The organism is Sodalis sp. C49 (genome assembly GCF_046352915.1).
In the GTDB taxonomy this organism is placed as follows: domain Bacteria; phylum Pseudomonadota; class Gammaproteobacteria; order Enterobacterales; family Enterobacteriaceae; genus Acerihabitans.
The window spans coordinates 2,437,378-2,456,938 of record NZ_CP163303.1 but is presented as its reverse complement, the minus strand read 5'-3'; the positions used below and the strand labels follow the sequence as shown (position 1 = coordinate 2,456,938).

Below are 19,561 nucleotides of genomic sequence, written 5' to 3'. Positions count from 1 at the left end.
CTATGAGCACATTGCTCGATCGCGCCTTACGTTTGCTCACGCTGCGCGATCACAGCGAAGCGGAGCTGCGTCGTAAACTGGCGACGCAGCCGGCCGCCAGGCAGAGATTCAAAGCAAGAGCGGTCGTTAAGGCGGCGGATGCGCTGGAGATCACAGAAGACGATATTCAGGAAGTTATTGACTATTGCCTGCAAAATGACTGGCTGGACGATGCCCGTTTCGCCCTGCGTTATGTGAACAGTCGCAGCAAAAGAGGCTATGGCGAACAAAAGATCCGCATGGAACTGTTGCAAAAGGGAATAGACAGGGAAATCATAGATAACGCCTTTACCGAAGCACAAATCGATCGGTCGGCGCAGGCGCAGGATGTTGCCTGGAAAAAATTCGGCCAACCGCTTCCCCCCGATCGGGAGGCCCGGGCCAAAGTGCAGCGTTACCTTCTTTCCCGCGGTTTTTCCTACGATGAGATTCGATCAATTTATATAAATTTTTAATTTGATGGCCTGTGGGATTTTACTTCCCCTCCAAGAAAATTTATCTTATTCCCACTTTTGAGTTCGTGAACGCTACTGTAGCGCCCCAATACTGCGCTATTCTGTTTCCGATCCGTTCGTTTAGCTTGATTCCAGGACAACTATGAGCAAGAGCACCGCTGAGATCCGTCAAGCGTTTCTCGATTTTTTCCATAGCAAAGGCCACCAGGTAGTTGCAAGTAGCTCCCTGGTGCCAGATAACGATCCGACATTGCTTTTTACCAATGCCGGCATGAACCAATTCAAGGATGTTTTCCTCGGGCTGGATAAACGCCAATACCGGCGTGCCACCACATCCCAGCGCTGCGTGCGCGCGGGCGGTAAACATAACGACCTGGAAAATGTCGGGTATACCGCGCGCCACCATACCTTTTTTGAGATGCTGGGTAATTTCAGCTTCGGCGACTACTTCAAGCAGGACGCCATCAACTTTGCGTGGGAACTCCTTACCGGCGCCGCCTGGTTCAACCTGCCGAAGGAAAAGCTCTGGGTGACCGTCTATGCCACCGACGACGAGGCCTATAACATTTGGGCGCGGGACGTCGGCGTGCCAGAAGAACGCATTATCCGCATTGGCGACAATAAAGGCGGCGCCTATGCGTCGGATAACTTCTGGCAGATGGGCGATACCGGTCCCTGCGGCCCGTGCTCGGAAATTTTCTACGATCATGGCGATCATATCTGGGGCGGTCCTCCGGGAAGCCCGGAGGAAGACGGCGATCGGTACATTGAAATCTGGAATTTAGTGTTTATGCAGTTTAACCGTCAATCAGACGGTACCATGCTGCCGCTGCCCAAGCCCTCGGTGGATACCGGCATGGGACTGGAGCGCATATCCGCGGTGCTGCAACACGTTAACTCGAATTATGACATCGACCTGTTCCGTACGCTTATCGAGGCGGTGGCGCAGGTGACCGGTTGCGCCGACCTGGGCAGCAAATCGTTACGCGTGATCGCCGACCATATCCGCTCCTGCGCCTTCCTGATTGCTGACGGCGTGGTGCCGTCCAACGAAGGCCGCGGCTATGTCCTGCGGCGCATCATCCGCCGCGCCGTACGGCATGGCAACATGCTGGGCGCCGGGGATGCCTTCTTCCATCGGCTGGTTGCGCCGCTGATTGACGTGATGGGTCCGGCCGCCGCGGAGTTGAAACAGCAGCAGGCAAGGGTTGAGCAGGTGCTGCAAACCGAGGAAGAACAATTCGCCCGTACGCTGGAGCGCGGCCTGGCCTTGCTGGACGAGGAACTGGGCAAGCTTAAGGGCGATACCCTGGACGGTGAAACCGCCTTTCGCCTGTATGATACCTATGGTTTCCCGCTGGACCTGACCGCCGATGTCTGTCGTGAGCGGCAACTGAAGGTGGACGAAGAGGGTTTTGAGCGGGCTATGGATGCGCAGCGCCGCCGCGCCCGCGAGTCCAGCGGTTTCGGCGCCGACTACAACAGCATGCTGCGCGTGGATAAAGCCACCCGGTTCTTCGGTTATGACGAAGCGCAGCATACCGGCACCGTGGTCGCGTTGTTTCGCAACGGTGAGCCGGTGCAGTCCATTCGCCAGGGTGACGACGCCGTCGTGGTCCTGGACGAAACGCCGTTTTATGGCGAATCCGGCGGCCAGGTGGGCGACAAGGGCGAGCTGAAGGCCACGCAGGGGCTGTTTACGGTCGACGATACGCAAAAGTACGGCCAGGCGTTCGGGCACGTCGGCCGGCTGGCCATGGGCGAACTCAAGGTCGGGGATGCGGTGAGCGCCAGCGTGGACGAAGCGCGCCGCTCCCGTATTCGCCTTAACCATTCCGCCACCCACTTGTTGCACGCGGCGCTACGGCAGGTGCTGGGCTCCCATGTGGCGCAAAAAGGCTCTCTGGTCAACGATCAATACCTGCGTTTCGATTTCTCCCACTTTGAAGCGATGAAACCCCAGCAGATCCGTGCCGTGGAGGATATCGTCAACCAGCAAATCCGCCGGAACCTGCCCATCGAGACCGAGATCATGGATCTGGAGGCCGCGCGCGGCACCGGGGCCATGGCGCTTTTCGGCGAGAAGTACGACGCCAAGGTACGGGTGCTGCGCATGGGTGATTTCTCCACCGAACTGTGCGGCGGTATCCATGCCAGCCGCACCGGGGATATCGGCCTGTTCCGCATCATCTCCGAATCCGGCACCGCGGCCGGCATCCGCCGCATTGAAGCCGTGACCGGCGAAGGGGCTTTAGCCAGCCTGCATCAGCAAAGCGATTTGATTCATGGCATCGCCCAGTTGGTCAAAGGGGATAACCAAAGTCTGGCGGATAAGGTAAAAGCCCTGATCGAGCGCTCCCGGCAGTTGGAGAAAGAGATCCAGCAGCTCAAAAGCCAGCAGGCGGCGCAGGAAAGTTCGGCGCTGTCCGGCAACGTTAAGCTGGTTAACGGCGTGAAGCTGCTGGTCAGCAAACTGGATAACGTTGAACCCAAGATGCTGCGCACCATGGTGGATGATCTGAAAAACCAGCTGGGGTCGGCGGTGATTGTGCTGGCGACCGTCGCCGATGATAAAGTCAGCCTGATCGCGGGCGTCACCAAAGACTTAACCGACCGCGTTAAGGCCGGCGACCTTATCGGCCAGCTGGCCCAGCAGGTGGGCGGCAAAGGCGGCGGCCGGCCTGATATGGCCCAGGCCGGCGGTACCGACGTCCAGGCGCTGCCCGCGGCATTGGCCGGCGTAGAGGCCTGGCTGGCGACTAAAATCTAGAGCGGATAAGAATACGTTATGATAAACGCCATAGCTTTCTGTTAAGTTATGGCGTTTGGATTCGTATTATCCGCTGAGTCAAAAGTTAGGCGCGAAGCTGGTCATATCGACTAAACTTATACCAGATGTTGAAAGTCGTCAGCCTGCTGGCATTTTATGTCGCTTACATGACTTACGTTTTCACGGTATATGATGGATAATGGCGGGAAACTGAGAGACCCGACTCTTTTAATCTTTCAAGGAGCAAAGAATGCTTATTCTGACTCGTCGAGTTGGTGAAACCCTCATGATTGGCGATGAGGTAACGGTTACGGTTTTAGGAGTCAAGGGCAACCAGGTACGTATCGGTGTCAATGCGCCTAAAGAAGTCTCTGTTCACCGTGAAGAAATATACCAGCGTATCCAGGCTGAAAAATCACAACAGAATCCCTTCTGATCTTTTCAGGCGCCTTGCTTGCGCGGGGCGCTAATCTCTCCTTTCCTGCTGTAAAATCATTTAATTTTTACTGATTATTTCTACATAAAATCTTTACCAACAGCTTGCATTTTCCCGGATAAGGGCGGTGCCGGGCGTTATTGTGCTGTCAATCTGGTCAAGTTGCATGGCTTTTGCGCAAACGCTCGCCAGACGGGAAAAATTGTTTGACTTATCAGGCCGGGAAAGTAATATGTGCGCCACGCAGTGCCGATGAGCTTTAACATCGGCGCGTAGGTGAGGTGGCCGAGAGGCTGAAGGCGCTCCCCTGCTAAGGGAGTATACGGTCAAAAGCTGTATCGAGGGTTCGAATCCCTCCCTCACCGCCATTATTTAAGAATGCATCCATAGCTCAGCTGGATAGAGTACTCGGCTACGAACCGAGCGGTCGGAGGTTCGAATCCTCCTGGATGCACCATTAATTGACCTGTTGCACGGTCAGGAAAAAGCAGTTCTATTACTACAATGCATCCATAGCTCAGCTGGATAGAGTACTCGGCTACGAACCGAGCGGTCGGAGGTTCGAATCCTCCTGGATGCACCATTTTTTATATTTAGACCCTCTGCTTTACGGCTTATCTTATTTGCATCCATAGCTCAGCTGGATAGAGTACTCGGCTACGAACCGAGCGGTCGGAGGTTCGAATCCTCCTGGATGCACCATGTCGGTGCTTCTGTTGTTCCCAGCGCTGCTCGCGCATTGTCTACGGCCTCGACGTTTCCCCCCTCTCTATGTTATTTGCCTGGCTTGCTTTCCCTGCGGCGTACCGGTGATATTCCTAATTTAACGCGTGCCACTCTTTCCCCCTACGGCATTCGCCCCCGGTCCGGCTCGCCGCAATACAGAAAAAGCGACAATTTTATGACTTTGCGTTACAGTAAAGGCTTATTTTTAGCATCAGGAAACGACGATGTACGATCGGTACGCAGGGTTGATCTTCGATATGGACGGCACGTTGCTTGATACTGAGCCGACCCATCATAAAGCCTGGCACCAGGTGCTTGGTAAACACGATATGCATTATGATGGTGCAGCCATGGCCGGCTTAAATGGATCGCCAACCTGGCGTATTGCCAAAACCATTATCGACAACCATGGATCCAGTATGGATCCTTACCTGCTGGCGCTTGAAAAAACCGCGGCGGTGGAATTGATGCTGCTGGACAATGTCCGGCCGTTGCCGTTAATCGAGGTGGTGAAAGCCTACCATGGCAAGCGTCCCATGGCGGTGGGCACGGGCAGCGAGCATCGCATGGCCGTGTCGCTGCTGGAACACCTCGGGCTATTACACTATTTCGACGCCATCGTCGGTGCCGATGATGTGACCCGGCATAAACCCTTTCCTGATACTTTTTTGCGTTGCGCCGAGCTGATGGGCGTGGCGCCAGGAAAATGCGTCGTCTTCGAAGACGCCGATTTTGGCATTCAGGCTGCCCGCGCGGCCGGCATGGCATTTGTCGATGTGCGGATGCCATAAAAAAACCTTGACGCCATGGTGGCCGGCTTGCCATTGTCATCGCCTGGCGTGCGGCGCCGGCATAAACCATGCTGCTGCCTTCTTATCGCCGCCGCCGTGGCGGCCTGGCGTCCGGTTAAGCGCAAAGCCCGTAATGATCTCTTTATAGTTGGGAAAAGCATTACATTAGGACCTATCAATCCGGTTAACATTTCCGGGACTCACCTGATGATGAATGCGTAAATGATAACGATAGATAGCGATAAACGAGCAGATTCAATTATGCTTACCCAATACAAAATTAACTGCGGGAGGTCAATTTGATCCCGGACGTATCTGAAGCACTTTCATGGCTGGAAGCCAATCCTCATGCGTTGGAGGGGATTCGCCGGGGTGTGGAGCGCGAAACCTTGCGCATCACCGCCAATGGCCGTTTGGCGCAAACCCCGCATCCGGAATCACTGGGCGCGGCGTTGACGCATAAATGGATTACGACGGATTTTGCCGAAGCATTGCTCGAATTTATCACGCCGGTGGACGAAGATATCGATCACCTGCTGGCCTTCTTGCGCGACATCCATCGTCATGTGGCGCGCAATCTTGGCGAAGAACGCATGTGGCCGATGAGCATGCCGTGTTTTATCGATCATAGCCAGCCGATCGAACTGGCTCAATATGGCTCGTCCAATATCGGGTGTTTCAAGACCCTGTACCGCGAAGGCCTGAAGAACCGTTATGGCGCGCTGATGCAGATCATCTCCGGGGTACATTATAATTTTTCGCTACCCCTGGCGTTCTGGCAGGCACGGCTGGGCGTCACGGATGAGCTCAGCGGCAAAGCGGCGATTTCCGACGGGTATCTGCGCCTAATCCGCAACTATTATCGCTTCGGCTGGATAATACCCTATCTGTTCGGGGCGTCGCCGGCGGTCTGTTCTTCATTCCTTGACGGCCGCGAAACCGATTTGCCGTTTGAACGCTCGACATCCGGCATGATTTACCTGCCGTTCGCAACGTCGCTGCGACTGAGCGATCTGGGTTATACCAATAAGTCCCAAAGCCAGCTGGGGATTACCTTCAACCGGATTGACGAGTATATCGCCGCCCTGAAGCGGGCCATCAAGACGCCCTCGGCCGATTACCAGCGTATCGGGTTGGAAAAGAACGGCAAGCGGCTGCAAATCAACACCAACGTACTGCAGATCGAAAACGAACTCTATGCGCCGGTACGCCCCAAGCGTGTGACACAAAAAGGCGAATCACCTTCCGACGCGTTAGAGCGCGGAGGCATCGAATATATCGAAGTGCGGTCGCTTGATATCAATCCCTTCTCGCCGATCGGCATTGACGAACAACAGGCGCGCTTTCTGGATCTTTTCCTGATTTGGTGTACGCTGGCTGAGGCCCCGGAAATGAGCGCGGAGGAGGTGCTGTGCACCCGCACCAACTGGAATAAAGTCATTCTGGAAGGACGCAAACCCGGCCTGACCCTGGGGGTAGACTGTGGTTCACAGCAGGAGCCGCTGGCCGAGATCGGCAAGGCGCTGTTCCGTGATTTGCGCCGTGTGGCGGTCATTCTTGATGGCAATAACCATAATTATCACTACCGCCAGGCCTGCGATAACCTGGTGGCCGGCTTTGACGATCCGGCCCTGACCTTCTCGGCGCGCATTCTTGCGGCGATGAAGGAACATGGCATTGGCGGCCTGGGCTTGATTCTGGCGAATAATTATCGTCAGACCCTGTGCGATGAGCCGTTGGAAATACTGAATGAAGAGCTGTTGGCAAAGGAGCAGGCGCGTTCCTGGCAACGGCAGCGCGAGATTGAAGCGGGTGATAGCGTAAGTTTTGAGCAGTTTGTTGCGCAGCATAACGCTGGCTGAAAAAGAAAAGGCCACAGAGGACTGTGGCCAAATAAACATCTCTGAATACAGGGATGATGATAACAAATGCGCGTCTTTCACTAATTCAGACTCGCACCAAGGAAAAAAGTTTCCTTACAATGGTAAAAAAAATTAATTTTTTCTAAGAGGAGGTGACGTATGCCACTACTGGATAGCTTTACCGTAGACCACACCCGCATGGCAGCCCCAGCGGTTCGTGTTGCGAAGACCATGAAAACTCCCCATGGCGATACCATCACCGTCTTTGATTTGCGTTTTTGCCGGCCTAACCTGGAAGTGATGCCTGAGCGCGGCATTCACACCCTGGAACATTTATTCGCCGGTTTTATGCGTAATCACCTGAATGGCGACGGTGTGGAAATCGTCGATATTTCCCCCATGGGCTGCCGTACCGGCTTTTATATGAGCCTTATCGGCGCGCCGGATGAAGTGCGTGTCGCCAACGCGTGGAAAGCCGCCATGGCCGATGTGCTGAAAGTCACCGACCAGAACAAAATCCCCGAGTTGAATGAATATCAATGCGGCACCTATCATATGCATTCCCTACCGGAAGCGCAGGAGATTGCCCAGCATATTCTGGACAACGATATCCGGGTGAACCATAACGAGGAACTGGCGCTGCCGAAAGAAAAGCTGGCAGAGCTGCATATCTAAACCCGAGCAGTGCCCGCGGGTGTGATGGGCAAGACAGCTACGCTTCACCCTCCTTGCCCATGATACCCGCCCCCGGCCTGTGGGCCGGTTTAAGCTAGGCTTCGTCCACGCCCTTTTTAAAGGCCTTCAGCGGCGTAATGCGCACCTGCTTGATCATATTGTCCTGCACCGCCATGATTTCAATCTTGTAGCTATCTATCTGGGTATGCGTGCCCACCGGCGGGATATCCTGCAGCGCTTCGAGCAGCATGCCGTTAACCGTGCGCGCCTCGGCTTCCGGCAGCGTCCAGTTAAAGGCTTTATTCAGTTCGCGGATATTGGCGCCGCCGTCGATCAAGACCGACCCGTCGCTTTGCGGTATCACTTCCTCCGCCAGGGTGGGGGACATGGACGTGGTAAAGTCGCCGACAATCTCCTCCAGTATGTCCTCGACCGTCACCAGTCCCTGGATATCCCCGTATTCATCGACGATAAGACCGACCTTTTCCTTGTTCCGCTGGAATTTCACCAACTGGATATTCAGCGGCGTGCCCTCGGGAATGTAGTAGATCTCATCGGCGGCGCGCAGCAGGTTTTCCTTGGTGAATTCCTGCTTCTCCGTCATCAGGCGGTAGGCTTCGCGCACCCGCAGCATGCCGATGGCATCGTCGAGATTATCGCGGTACAGCACGATGCGTCCGTGGGGCGAGTGGGTCAGCTGGCGGATGATATTGCGCCATTCATCGTTGACGTTGATACCGACAATTTCATTGCGCGGCACCATAATGTCGCCGACGCTCACCTTTTCCAAATCCAGTACCGAGAGCAGCATGTCCTGGTTGCGCCGCGAAATCAGCGAGCGGGACTCATTGAAGATGGATCGCAGTTCATCCTTGCTCAGGGCGTCGTTCAGATTAGACGGGACTTTAATGCCCATGATGCGCATCAGGAGGCGGGTAATGATATTCAGCAGCCAGACCAGCGGCATCATGATTTTTTGCAGCGGCGCCAGCAGCAGGCTGCTGGGCAGGGCAATATGCTCTGGGTACAGCGCCGCCACCGTTTTTGGCAGCACTTCGGCGAACAGCAGGATGACAAAAGTCAGGATGCCGGTGGCGATCGCCACGCCGATATCGCCGTACAGGCGCATGCCGACGATGGTGGCCAGCGCCGAGGCCAGGATATTCACCAGGTTATTGCCAATCAATACCAGGCTCAACAGTCGGTCGGTACGGCGCAGTAACTTCTCGACGCGCCGGGCGGCGCGGTTGCCCTGTTTGGCCAGGTGTCGCAGGCGGTAACGGTTGAGCGTCATCATGCCGGTTTCAGAGGCCGAAAAATAGGCGGACACCAGTACCATAATCACCAGGATAATTATCAGCGTACTGGTTGAAACATGTTCCAACGTGGGCATTCCTTGTAGGGGTGAATAAAGCGGTTAACGACCAGCCGTAACGGGTGGTCGTTGACTTCTCGCTAGCCGGCCAGAATATTCTGCCAAATGCGGCTGCCGAAATAGGCCAGGGTCAGCAACAGCACGCCGACCAAACTCAGCCATACCACGCGGCGCCCGCGCCAGCCTTTACGATAATGGCCCCACAATAAAACAATATAGACCAACCAGGCGACGAAGGAGAGCACTGCTTTATGCAGATTCTCACCGCTGAACATATTTTGCATATACAGCAGGCCGGTGCTCAGGGTCAGCGTAAGCAGCACCACCCCGACCTGGGTAATATGGAACATCTTGCGCTCAATGCCCATCAGCGGCGGCATATCGGCGCTGAATGTCAGCCGTTTTGTCTTGAGCAGATGATCCAGCCAGGCCAGTTGGAAGGCGTATAAAGCGGCGATGATCAGCACCGCATAAGAAAACAGCGCCAGGCCGATATGGATCAGCAGCCCCGGAGTGGCCTCGAGATGGGTGATAAATTCGCCGGGCATCAGGGTGGAGGCGGCCAAATGAATCATGGCGAAAATATACACCACCGGCAGCAGAAACCAGCCGCGGTTACGCGCGGCGACGATGGTCATGACAATGGCTATCAGCAGGCTCACCAGGGAGCCGATATTCAGCAGGCTCAGGTTCTGGCCGGCATGAACGCCGAATATACGCAAATACAACGTGCAGGCGTGGCAAATCAGCGCCACCGCGGCGGACAGCAGCGCCAGACGGCGATAGGCGTCGTTCCTGCGCAAAACGGTGGGCAGGATCAGGCCGAGACTTACGGCGTAGGCAACAAAAGCCAGTAGGGCAATCCAGGACATATCGCAAATAGGCTTTGGCAAGGAATAAAGAGGCGACCAGTATAGCCTCAGCGGCGTCCCGCACCAAACGTTCTCGTCGCGGGGCAGCGATCTGCCGCTGCTTCGTGTTATACTCGCCGGCAATAATGTCGCACAAGCGGCCGGACTCCAGGTTGAGTAAAGAACGATGTTTGAAAATTTATCCGACAGATTATCGCGCTCGTTGCGCAATATCAGCGGCCGGGGCCGCCTGACAGAAGAGAACATTAAAGACACCCTGCGCGAGGTGCGCCTGGCGCTGCTCGAAGCCGACGTGGCGCTGCCCGTGGTGCGTGATTTTATCAATCGGGTAAAAGAGCGCGCGGTCGGGCAGGAAGTCAATAAAAGCCTGACGCCGGGCCAGGAATTCGTCAAAATCGTGCGTACCGAGCTGGTCAGCGCGATGGGCGAGGAAAACAGCGAGCTCAACCTGGCGGCTCAACCGCCGGCGGTGGTGCTGATGGCGGGCCTGCAAGGGGCCGGTAAAACCACAAGCGTCGCCAAGCTTGGCAAATACCTGCGCGAAAAGCATAAGAAAAAAGTGCTGGTGGTGTCCGCCGACGTTTATCGGCCGGCGGCCATCAAACAGCTGGAAACCCTGGCTGAGACGGTGGGCGTGGATTTTTTCCCGTCCGATGCCGGCCAACGGCCCATTGATATCGTCAAGCAGGCGTTGCAGCAGGCAAAGCTGAAATTCTACGACGTGTTGCTGGTGGATACCGCCGGCCGTTTGCACGTCGATGAAGCCATGATGGACGAGATCAAGCAGATCCACGCGGCCGTGGTGCCGGTGGAGACGCTGTTCGTCGTCGACGCCATGACCGGCCAGGACGCCGCCAATACCGCCAAGGCGTTTAACGAGGCGCTGCCCCTCACCGGCGTGATTCTGACCAAGGTCGACGGCGACGCGCGCGGCGGGGCGGCGTTGTCCATTCGCCATATCACCGGCAAACCGATTAAATTCATGGGCGTGGGGGAAAAAACCGACGCCCTGGAGCCATTCTACCCGGAACGCATCGCCGGACGGATCCTGGGCATGGGCGACGTACTGTCGTTAATCGAGGATATCGAAAGCAAGGTCGACCGCGTCCAGGCTGAAAAGCTGGCTAATAAGCTGAAAAAGGGCGATGGTTTCGATTTAACCGATTTTCTCGACCAGCTTAAGCAAATGCGCAGTATGGGCGGCATGGCCAGCATGATGAGCAAGCTGCCCGGCGCCGGCCAACTGCCGGCCAATGTGAAATCGCAAATGGACGACAGCGTCCTGGTGCGCATGGAGGCTATCATCAATTCCATGACGTTCAAGGAGCGCGCGCAGCCTGAGATTATCAAAGGGTCGCGTAAACGCCGTATCGCCACCGGCTGTGGTTTGCAGGTGCAGGACGTAAACCGTATGCTCAAGCAGTTCGACGATATGCAGCGTATGATGAAAAAGATGAAGAAGGGCGGAATGGCGAAAATGCTGCGCGGCATGAAAGGCATGATGCCGCCGGGATTCACCGGACGTTAACTATCGATTGCTTTTTGCCCCAAAACGCGTAGAATTTCGGAGCTTTTTATACTACTGCTTTAAATGGCAACTGGGCCCCGTTCCTCGATGGGGCCCGGTTGTTTTATTAACTAAAGAGGATGTTATGGTAACAATTCGTTTGGCACGTGGCGGCGCAAAAAAACGCCCGTTTTATCAAATCGTCGTGACCGACAGCCGCAATGCGCGTGATGGTCGCTTTATTGAACGTATTGGCTTCTACAACCCGATCGCTTCCGGTCAGGCTGAAGGCCTGCGTTTAGACCTGGATCGCATCGAGCATTGGGTCGGTCAGGGCGCCACCGTTTCAGAACGCGTTTCTGGTCTTATCAAAGACGCGAAGAAAGCGGCTTAAAGGATCTCGGTGGCGGCTATGAGCAAACAAATCCGTACCGCAATTCCCACCAACCCCATTATCGTGGGCAAAATGGGATCGACGTATGGCATTCGCGGTTGGCTCAGAGTGTTTTCTTCCACTGAAGAATCCGAAAGCATTTTTGATTACCAGCCCTGGTTTATCAAACGGGCGGGTGAGTGGCAGTGTATCGAGCTGGAAGGCTGGAAGCGCCACAGTCAGGATTTGATCATCAAGGTCAAAGGCATGGAAGACCGGGAAGCGGCGTCTCTGCTGACGAACTGTGAAATCGTCGTGGATTCAACGCAGCTGCCGGCTCTGGACGCGGGTGATTATTACTGGAAAGACCTTACGGGTTGCCGGGTAGTAACCACTGCGGGCTACGAGCTGGGCGGCGTCATTGATATGATGGAAACCGGCTCTAACGATGTCATGGTGGTAAAAGCCAACCTGAAAGATGCCTTCGGTATCCAGGAGCGGTTGATTCCGTTCCTCGACGGACAGGTTATCAAAAAGGTGGATCTCGGCGCTCATGTGATTGAGGTCGATTGGGATCCAAGTTTTTGAGCCCCGGTGGTAAAACAGTGATAATGGGTGGAACGGCGTTATGTGGATTGGTGTTATCAGCCTGTTTCCCGAAATGTTTCGCGCCATCACTGATTACGGGGTAACTGGCCGGGCAGTGAAAAACGGCCTGCTGAGTATGCAGTGCTGGAGTCCGCGTGATTTCACGCACGACAGGCATCGTACCGTGGACGAACGCCCGTATGGCGGCGGACCGGGCATGCTGATGATGGTGCAGCCCTTGCGGGACGCGATTCACGAGGCAAAAAAACAAGCAGGCGCCGGGGCGAAGGTTATTTATCTTTCCCCGCAGGGACGTAAGCTCGATCAGCAAGGTGTGAGCGAGCTGGCCGCCAACCCGAAGATGATTCTGGTGTGCGGCCGTTATGAAGGTATAGACGAGCGGCTGATAGCCACCGAAATTGATGAAGAATGGTCAATCGGTGATTATGTGCTCAGCGGCGGTGAATTGGCGGCCATGGCGCTGATTGATTCCGTCTCCCGGTTTATTCCGGGGGTATTGGGTCATGAGGCCTCGGCGGCGGAGGACTCGTTCGCCGAGGGCTTGCTGGACTGTCCGCACTATACCCGTCCCGAAGAGTTGGCAGGCATGGAGGTTCCGCCGGTGTTACTGTCGGGCAACCATGCGCAGATACGCCGCTGGCGTTTGAAACAGTCACTGGGCCGTACCTGGCTTAGAAGACCTGAACTTCTGGAAAGCCTAGCTCTGACTGACGAGCAAGCAAAGTTGCTGGCTGAGTTCCAACGGGAATATCAGCCCGAGCGACAAAACTAATAGGGGTATGCCAGCCTTGTTGCTGACAGCCCGAACACTCAGTTTACCTAGGGTAAGAGACCTATTATGAGCAACATTATTAAACAGATTGAAGAAGAACAGATGAAGCAGGACGTACCTGCATTCCGTCCGGGTGATTCCGTGGAAGTGAAGGTATGGGTTGTTGAAGGCAGCAAAAAACGTCTGCAGGCATTCGAGGGCGTGGTTATCGCTATTCGTAACCGCGGTCTGCATTCTGCATTCACTGTTCGCAAAATTTCCAATGGCGAAGGTGTTGAGCGTGTGTTCCAGACTCATTCACCGGTTATCGACAGCATCACGGTTAAACGCCGTGGCGCCGTGCGTCAGGCCAAACTGTATTACCTGCGTGAACGTACTGGTAAGTCTGCGCGTATCAAAGAACGTCTTAACGCCTAGTACGCTTTCGCAACATCCGAAAGCATTTAGTTATCAAAGGCCGGCCGGTAGGCCGGCCTTTTTTCTCTTTTTTACCTTACCCTGCAAAAAATTTCTGTATTGGTTCATTACGTGATCCAGCGACCTGTAATCCTCGTCTGCGCTGTTTTCACTGTCCCGCGCTAAGGCCTCTCAGGCAATCGACAGGGTCGATTTGCGCGCTGCAGGACCCTCACCCCGCCATATCGTTAGCGCACGATAGACATTCCTTCGGCGCTATCGGGAATACTCCTGTTTTGCAGCGGATGGCGAAAGCTGATTAAAGGGAGTGGCCGAAGGTGATCACCGATTCCGATCTGACTTTGCGGCGTGCGCGGCGGCACGTTGTTCAATGGGTTTATCGTAAATATATATTTACATTAAAATGATTTTAGCCTGAAGTTTACGTCCACATAGAGGATGGGTAAAATCACCCTATGCGGTAAATTTGTTATAATATATTGTAAATAAAGGATTTTTGTTTGATGGGGTAGGGCGGTGTTCGCGCGGTATCGCCCCGTTTACGCGGATGCTAAAAAGGAATACGATTGGTACCATAATATTTACACATATGGATTGAAAACTTTACGGAGCATGGTATGGTATAGCCCATACGCAGCGGGAATACGCTTTTGCGACCCGCGGCAATAACCTCTGGTCAGGACTTCTCTCATGCAAAAAGACGCGCTCAATAATGTTCATATCCTTGATGAACAAGTGATGATAACGCCGGAAGAACTAAAACGGCAGTTCCCTTTAACCGATGCCGAGCAGCAGGCTATCGCCGCGGCGCGGCAAACCATTGCCGATATTATCCACGGCCGCGATCCCCGGCTGCTGGTGGTATGCGGCCCCTGTTCCATCCATGACCTGGATTCGGCGCTGGACTATGCCCGGCGGCTGACGGAACTGTCGGCGGAGCTGAGCGATCAGCTGTATATCGTTATGCGCGTCTATTTTGAAAAACCCCGCACCACCGTGGGCTGGAAGGGCCTGATTAACGACCCGTACATGGACAACTCCTTCGACGTGGAGGCCGGCCTGAAAATTGCCCGCGGCCTGCTGCTGGATTTGGTGCGCATGGGCCTGCCGCTGGCCACCGAGGCGCTGGATCCGAACAGCCCGCAGTATCTTGGCGATCTGTTCAGCTGGTCCGCCATCGGCGCGCGCACCACCGAGTCCCAGACCCATCGTGAAATGGCCTCCGGCCTGTCGATGCCGGTCGGTTTTAAAAACGGCACCGACGGCAGCCTGGCGACCGCCATCAATGCCATGCGCGCCGCCGCCATGCCGCACCGCTTTGTGGGCATTAACCAGGCGGGGCAGGTAGCGCTACTGCAAACCCGCGGTAATCCTGACGGGCACGTCATTTTGCGCGGCGGCAAGCAGCCCAATTACCATGCCGCCGACATTGCCGACTGTGAACAGCAGATGGCCAAGGCCGGTCTTAACGCGGCGCTGATGATTGATTGCAGCCATGGCAATTCCAATAAAGATTATCGTCGCCAGGGCGAGGTGGCGCAATCGGCGCTGGCGCAAATCAAGGCGGGAAACCGTTCCATTATCGGCCTGATGCTGGAAAGCCATATACACGAAGGCAACCAGTCCTCCGAGCAGCCCCGAGCCGCTATGCGCTATGGCGTATCGGTAACGGACGCCTGTATCAATTGGCAAAGTACCGATACACTGTTACGACAACTGCACAATGAACTGCGCGGCGTCCTGGCGGGACGGCTGGCGGGAGAATAAGAGCGTATGGTAGCGGAGCTTAACGCGTTACGGGATCAGATTGATGAAGTGGATAAGTCCTTATTAGCTTTGCTGGCCCGGCGGCTGCAGCTGGTGGCCGAGGTGGGCGAGGTGAAAAGCCGTTACGGTCTGCCGATTTATGCCCCCGATCGCGAGGCGGCCATGCTGGCGTCGCGCCGGCAAGAGGCGGCGGCGCAGGGTGTGCCGCCTGATTTGATCGAGGATGTGCTAAGACGCGTGATGCGCGAATCCTATTCCAGCGAAAACGATAAGGGTTTCAAATCGCTTTGTCCGCAGCTGCGACCGGTGGTGATTGTCGGCGGCGGCGGCCAGATGGGCGGGCTGTTTAAAAAAATGCTGCAGCTCTCCGGTTACCAGGTCAGGATCCTGGAACAGGATGACTGGGCGCGGGCATCGGAACTGTTGGCGGACGCGGGCATGGTGATCGTCAGTGTGCCAATCCACCTGACGGTCGAGGTCATTGAGCGCCTGCCGCCGTTGCCGGAGGACTGTATCCTGCTGGATCTGGCGTCGATAAAAAACGCACCGCTACAAGCGATGCTGGCCGCCCATAACGGGCCGGTTTTGGGATTGCATCCGATGTTCGGTCCCGACAGCGGCAGCCTGGCCAAGCAGGTGGTAGTCTATTGCGATGGCCGGCAGCCTGAGGCCTATCAATGGCTGCTGGAACAAATCCAGGTATGGGGCGCCCGGCTGCACCGCACCAGCGCCGTGGAGCACGACCAGAATATGGCGTTTATCCAGGCGCTGCGCCATTTCGCCACCTTTGCTTATGGCATGCACCTGGCGGAAGAGAATGTCGAGCTGGAACAGCTGCTGGCCTTGTCGTCGCCGATATACCGCCTGGAGCTTGCGATGATCGGACGCTTATTTGCCCAGGATCCGCAATTGTATGCGGACATTATTATGTCCTCGGAAAGTAACCTGGCGCTGATTAAGCGTTATTACCAGCGCTTCGGCGAGGCCATTTCCTTGCTGGAGCAAGGGGATAAACAGGCGTTTATCGCCCGCTTTAAAAAGATAGAGCATTGGTTCGGCCGCTACGCCCAAAGCTTTCTGGAGGAAAGTCGCTTGCTGCTGCGCCAGGCCAATGATATCCGCAAATAGCCGGGTTCAACCAACGCAGGGCCATGTGATATGGCCCGTTTCATGTCAGCGCCAGTGAGCGCGCGATTTATTGTGGATCGACCGGCACCACGTTTTCCGACGGGTAGCAACCCAGCACTTTCAGCGACCGGGTGATGGCCTGTAGCCCGATCAACGCCTTTTGCATCGCCGCGCCGCGTAAATTAGCCTGTACGTCGATATAAAACATCTCTTCGCGCGGATTGCCGTGAATGGGCCGCGACTCCAGCCGCGTCATCACAATACCCTGATCGCGCAGCACCAGCAGCGCCTCCACCAGCGCGCCGGACTGCTGGCCGGTGGCCATAATCAGGGTGGTCTTGGCCGGTACCTGCTCGGACACGTCAATGGCCTTGCGCGCCAGCACAATAAAGCGGGTGAAATTTTGCTGTTGATTGGCCAGATTGTGTTCCAGCACCTGCAGGCCGTACAACGCGCCGCCAGGGCCGCTGCCGAGCGCCGCCGCATGCGGGGAGCGCAGCGCCGCCACTTTTTCCATGGCGGCGGCGGTGCTTTCGCAATACTCAATCTTCCACTGCGGATAGCGGCTGATAAACTGGCTGCACTGCTGGAACGGCTGCGGATGGCTATACACCACCTCTATTTGGTCGAGACTGCTCTCGCCGGTGACCAGCATACAGTGATCGATGGGATTGGTCAGTTCCCCCACCAAGGAGAGATGGGTATGTTGCAGCAGGTCGTAGACGTCGTTAATGGATCCTGAGCTGCTGTTTTCAATGGGCAGCACGCCATAATCGGCCTGGCCGGTCTCCACCATCTGGATGATGTCGGGAAACTTCTGGCAACCGCATTCCACCACCTGATCAAAATAGCGTGCGCCGTATTGCCGCGCGGCCAGATGTGAATAAGAGCCTTTCGGCCCCAAAAAAGCGACGCGTGCCGAGCGCTCCAGGGTTTGGTTCAGGTTGGATTGCAACAGTGCCTGCTGGGTCAGCACGGAATCTTCGATAATCAGCTGAAACAGCCGCGTAATATAAAATCCGTCGAGATTGAGTTTTTTGCCTTCCGTGACCAGGTGTTCCAGCAGCATCCGTTCACGTTCCTTATCGCGGATGGGACGGTGGGTGGTTAATTTGCTGCGCGCCACATCGAGCGCCAGCCCGCGTCTTTCCGCCAGCAGTGATAACAGCTTTAAATCCAGCGCGCTGATGCGTTCGCGCAGTGCCAATAATGGGTTGTCGCTCATGTTGTTAGCTACCTTTCAATCGGTCATAAAAAAAGCCTCCTGTTTTCAGGAGGCTTTTTTGTTCGTCTTCGTATTCTTTCTCATAGGACGACGGCCTCCCGTTCAGGGGAAGATAAAAAAGAAGGCGAAGAAAAACGGTGTGGTATGCATGGTATCGACTTTGTGGTTATCCGGAGGCTTACAGTAACCGCTGGCTTTTCATTCTGTCAATATAAAACGCGCCATTAAGGCGCGTTATGATCGTTGTATCGGCTATCCAGCCCTGCTCGCTGCCGGGATGGGATCATCGCCCGGCCGGCATGCGGTTATTCTTCGACAATGTTTGTCGCGGCGGTCTTGACGCATTCCGCGGCGCGGCGGGCTTCGCCCTTATGCTGTACCTTATTGAGCTGGCGTTCCAGCTTGGTAATCAGTTCGTTGATGGCAGCATACATGTCCTGGTTGCTGGCGCTGGCGACTAATTGCCCGTTAGGCGTATTGAGGGTGGCATCGGCCACAAATCCCTGAGGTTGCTTGGAGAGGATTATATGAGGATTTATCAGTTGGGTCTGCCATTTAGCCAGTTTAGCCAGGCGTTCTTCCGCATGTTGACGAATGGCCGGAGTAATATCCATTTGCTTACTGGTAATATTGATAATCATATCACTACCTCTCTACCTATTTCCGTCTACGTAATTTAAGCATACCCCCAGAATGACGGGAAAGTGTGATTTATGTCACTTATTTTTCGGGGTTGAGCGGGCGATCACAGGTTTTGTGACACCCTCGCGCTAAAGCGGGCGCGAGGCTTGAGTGTTGCGGATGAATGGGGCATTATCGAATGGATAAGTCAGGTGGCGTCCTGTCGATTTATCCCGCCCAAGCCCTCCCCAATTTCCTTTTTAATGCCCCGTCCTGACCAAAAAAAACGGTAGCCGAAGCTACCGGGATTTCGTTGTCGGCGTGCGCCGGTAATCAGGCTGGATTGGCGCTGATGACTTTTGCCACTTTGTCGGCCTGTCCCTGAAGCTGCAACTGCCGGTAAGCATTTTGCATCAAAGGCAGCGCGTCGCGTGTGGCCTGGGCGTCGGGGAAATCACGCAGCATCTGCTCGACCCGGTTGACCACCGCGACATAGGCGCCGCGTTTGGTGTAAAACTGTACGACGGCCAGCTCATACTTGGCCAGGCGATCCTTCAGATAAACCAGACGTTTGCCGGCATCCGTGGCATACTGACTGTTCGGATAGCCGCGAACCAGTTGCGTAAAATCACGATAGGCCGCGCGGGCATGCTCCGGGTCGCGGTCGGAACGATCCACGCCGAAGAACCCTTGCAATGCGCTGTCGTCCAGCGCCATATCTGTCAGGCCACGCATGTAGAGGACATAGTCGACGTTTGGATGCGTCGGATTCAGGCGCAGAAAGCGATCGATCGAGGCTTGGGCTAAAGTGAGATCCGCCGATTTATAATAGGCATAAATCAAGTCAAGCTGAACCTGCTGCGCATAGGGACCGAACGGATAGCGGTTATCCAGTGCTTCCAGTTCCCTGATGGCTCCCTTATAGTTGCCGTCCTGCAATTTGAGCTGTGCGGAAGCATAAATCTCGGCGGGCGGATTATCCGGAACGGGATCCTTGGAACTGGAGCAACCGACCAGCATCAGGCTCAATGTGGCTGCTGCCACCAGATATTTCATACGCATCATGACGTTTTGCTTATCCTCGAGTGTTATTCCGGGAGACTGTCCGTTAAGCTCCCGAATGAGACCAGCTACAATAGCA

19 protein-coding genes, 4 tRNA genes and 1 other annotated feature are annotated in these 19,561 nt (G+C 55.3%); of the genes, 17 read left to right on the top strand and 6 right to left on the bottom strand.

Annotated features, from left to right (window positions below; genetic code table 11):
• The first annotated feature begins 2 nt into the window (after nt 1-2).
• The 10 genes from ABUK12_RS11165 (at nt 3) to luxS (ending at nt 7,754) form a co-directional block, all read left to right on the top strand.
• The gene (locus tag ABUK12_RS11165; RefSeq protein ID WP_410016318.1) at nt 3-494 is read left to right on the top strand and encodes a regulatory protein RecX; all 492 of its coding nucleotides are present in this window, start codon (nt 3-5) and stop codon (nt 492-494) included.
• A gap of 142 nt (nt 495-636) precedes the next feature.
• The gene (gene alaS, locus ABUK12_RS11160; protein ID WP_410016317.1) at nt 637-3,264 is read left to right on the top strand and encodes an alanine--tRNA ligase; all 2,628 of its coding nucleotides are present in this window, start codon (nt 637-639) and stop codon (nt 3,262-3,264) included.
• Nucleotides 3,265-3,514: 250 nt separating this feature from the next.
• The gene (gene csrA, locus ABUK12_RS11155; RefSeq protein WP_132926210.1) at nt 3,515-3,700 is read left to right on the top strand and encodes a carbon storage regulator CsrA; all 186 of its coding nucleotides are present in this window, start codon (nt 3,515-3,517) and stop codon (nt 3,698-3,700) included.
• Between the two features lie 275 nt (nt 3,701-3,975).
• Nucleotides 3,976-4,068 (top strand) — tRNA-Ser (locus tag ABUK12_RS11150).
• A gap of 12 nt (nt 4,069-4,080) precedes the next feature.
• Nucleotides 4,081-4,157 (top strand) — tRNA-Arg (locus ABUK12_RS11145).
• A 49-nt stretch (nt 4,158-4,206) separates the two neighbouring features.
• Nucleotides 4,207-4,283 (top strand) — tRNA-Arg (locus ABUK12_RS11140).
• Nucleotides 4,284-4,325: 42 nt separating this feature from the next.
• Nucleotides 4,326-4,402 (top strand) — tRNA-Arg (locus ABUK12_RS11135).
• Nucleotides 4,403-4,650: 248 nt separating this feature from the next.
• Nucleotides 4,651-5,217, top strand: coding sequence for a fructose-1-phosphate/6-phosphogluconate phosphatase (yqaB, locus tag ABUK12_RS11130; protein ID WP_410016316.1), 567 nt, complete (start codon nt 4,651-4,653; stop codon nt 5,215-5,217).
• 299 nt (nt 5,218-5,516) lie between these two features.
• Nucleotides 5,517-7,079: a glutamate--cysteine ligase gene (gshA, locus tag ABUK12_RS11125; protein WP_410016315.1), complete on the top strand. Its 1,563-nt coding sequence runs from the start codon at nt 5,517-5,519 to the stop codon at nt 7,077-7,079.
• Between the two features lie 159 nt (nt 7,080-7,238).
• Nucleotides 7,239-7,754 carry an S-ribosylhomocysteine lyase gene (luxS, locus tag ABUK12_RS11120; RefSeq protein ID WP_410016314.1) on the top strand — a complete coding sequence of 172 codons (516 nt, stop codon included), beginning with the start codon at nt 7,239-7,241 and terminating at the stop codon, nt 7,752-7,754.
• Nucleotides 7,755-7,848: 94 nt separating this feature from the next.
• On the opposite strand, the gene ABUK12_RS11115 is transcribed toward luxS, so the two are convergent.
• Nucleotides 7,849-9,138: an HlyC/CorC family transporter gene (locus tag ABUK12_RS11115; RefSeq protein ID WP_410016313.1), complete on the bottom strand. Its 1,290-nt coding sequence runs from the start codon at nt 9,136-9,138 to the stop codon at nt 7,849-7,851.
• Between the two features lie 71 nt (nt 9,139-9,209).
• Nucleotides 9,210-10,001, bottom strand: coding sequence for an inner membrane protein YpjD (locus tag ABUK12_RS11110; RefSeq protein WP_410016312.1), 792 nt, complete (start codon nt 9,999-10,001; stop codon nt 9,210-9,212).
• A gap of 166 nt (nt 10,002-10,167) precedes the next feature.
• Between ABUK12_RS11110 and ffh the strand changes: the two genes are divergently transcribed.
• From ffh to tyrA, 7 genes are all read left to right on the top strand, one after another.
• Nucleotides 10,168-11,529: a signal recognition particle protein gene (gene ffh / locus ABUK12_RS11105; protein ID WP_410016311.1), complete on the top strand. Its 1,362-nt coding sequence runs from the start codon at nt 10,168-10,170 to the stop codon at nt 11,527-11,529.
• A 124-nt stretch (nt 11,530-11,653) separates the two neighbouring features.
• Nucleotides 11,654-11,902, top strand: coding sequence for a 30S ribosomal protein S16 (gene rpsP / locus ABUK12_RS11100; protein WP_162363866.1), 249 nt, complete (start codon nt 11,654-11,656; stop codon nt 11,900-11,902).
• A gap of 18 nt (nt 11,903-11,920) precedes the next feature.
• Nucleotides 11,921-12,469, top strand: a complete 549-nt coding sequence (gene rimM / locus ABUK12_RS11095; protein ID WP_410016310.1) for a ribosome maturation factor RimM — start codon at nt 11,921-11,923, stop codon at nt 12,467-12,469.
• A gap of 40 nt (nt 12,470-12,509) precedes the next feature.
• Nucleotides 12,510-13,262 (top strand): tRNA (guanosine(37)-N1)-methyltransferase TrmD, encoded by a 753-nt coding sequence (gene trmD / locus ABUK12_RS11090; RefSeq protein ID WP_410016309.1) that lies wholly within the window; start codon nt 12,510-12,512, stop codon nt 13,260-13,262.
• A 66-nt stretch (nt 13,263-13,328) separates the two neighbouring features.
• Complete coding sequence (rplS, locus tag ABUK12_RS11085) at nt 13,329-13,679, top strand: 50S ribosomal protein L19 (RefSeq protein ID WP_331123114.1); 351 nt, start codon at nt 13,329-13,331, stop codon at nt 13,677-13,679.
• Nucleotides 13,680-14,369: 690 nt separating this feature from the next.
• Nucleotides 14,370-15,446, top strand: coding sequence for a 3-deoxy-7-phosphoheptulonate synthase (locus ABUK12_RS11080; protein WP_410016308.1), 1,077 nt, complete (start codon nt 14,370-14,372; stop codon nt 15,444-15,446).
• 6 nt (nt 15,447-15,452) lie between these two features.
• Complete coding sequence (tyrA, locus tag ABUK12_RS11075; protein ID WP_410016307.1) at nt 15,453-16,574, top strand: bifunctional chorismate mutase/prephenate dehydrogenase; 1,122 nt, start codon at nt 15,453-15,455, stop codon at nt 16,572-16,574.
• Between the two features lie 67 nt (nt 16,575-16,641).
• Here tyrA and pheA read toward each other — a convergent pair whose 3' ends face one another.
• The 4 genes from pheA to bamD form a co-directional block, all read right to left on the bottom strand.
• Nucleotides 16,642-17,799, bottom strand: a complete 1,158-nt coding sequence (gene pheA, locus ABUK12_RS11070) for a bifunctional chorismate mutase/prephenate dehydratase (protein ID WP_410016306.1) — start codon at nt 17,797-17,799, stop codon at nt 16,642-16,644.
• Nucleotides 17,800-17,824: 25 nt separating this feature from the next.
• Nucleotides 17,825-17,950, bottom strand: a sequence feature (Phe leader region).
• Complete coding sequence (locus tag ABUK12_RS11065; protein ID WP_218586196.1) at nt 17,902-17,949, bottom strand: hypothetical protein; 48 nt, start codon at nt 17,947-17,949, stop codon at nt 17,902-17,904. It overlaps the preceding feature by 48 nt.
• 154 nt (nt 17,951-18,104) lie before the next feature.
• The gene (gene raiA, locus ABUK12_RS11060; protein WP_410016305.1) at nt 18,105-18,440 is read right to left on the bottom strand and encodes a ribosome-associated translation inhibitor RaiA; all 336 of its coding nucleotides are present in this window, start codon (nt 18,438-18,440) and stop codon (nt 18,105-18,107) included.
• A gap of 313 nt (nt 18,441-18,753) precedes the next feature.
• Nucleotides 18,754-19,485, bottom strand: coding sequence for an outer membrane protein assembly factor BamD (gene bamD, locus ABUK12_RS11055; RefSeq protein WP_410016304.1), 732 nt, complete (start codon nt 19,483-19,485; stop codon nt 18,754-18,756).
• Nucleotides 19,486-19,561 lie beyond the last annotated feature (76 nt).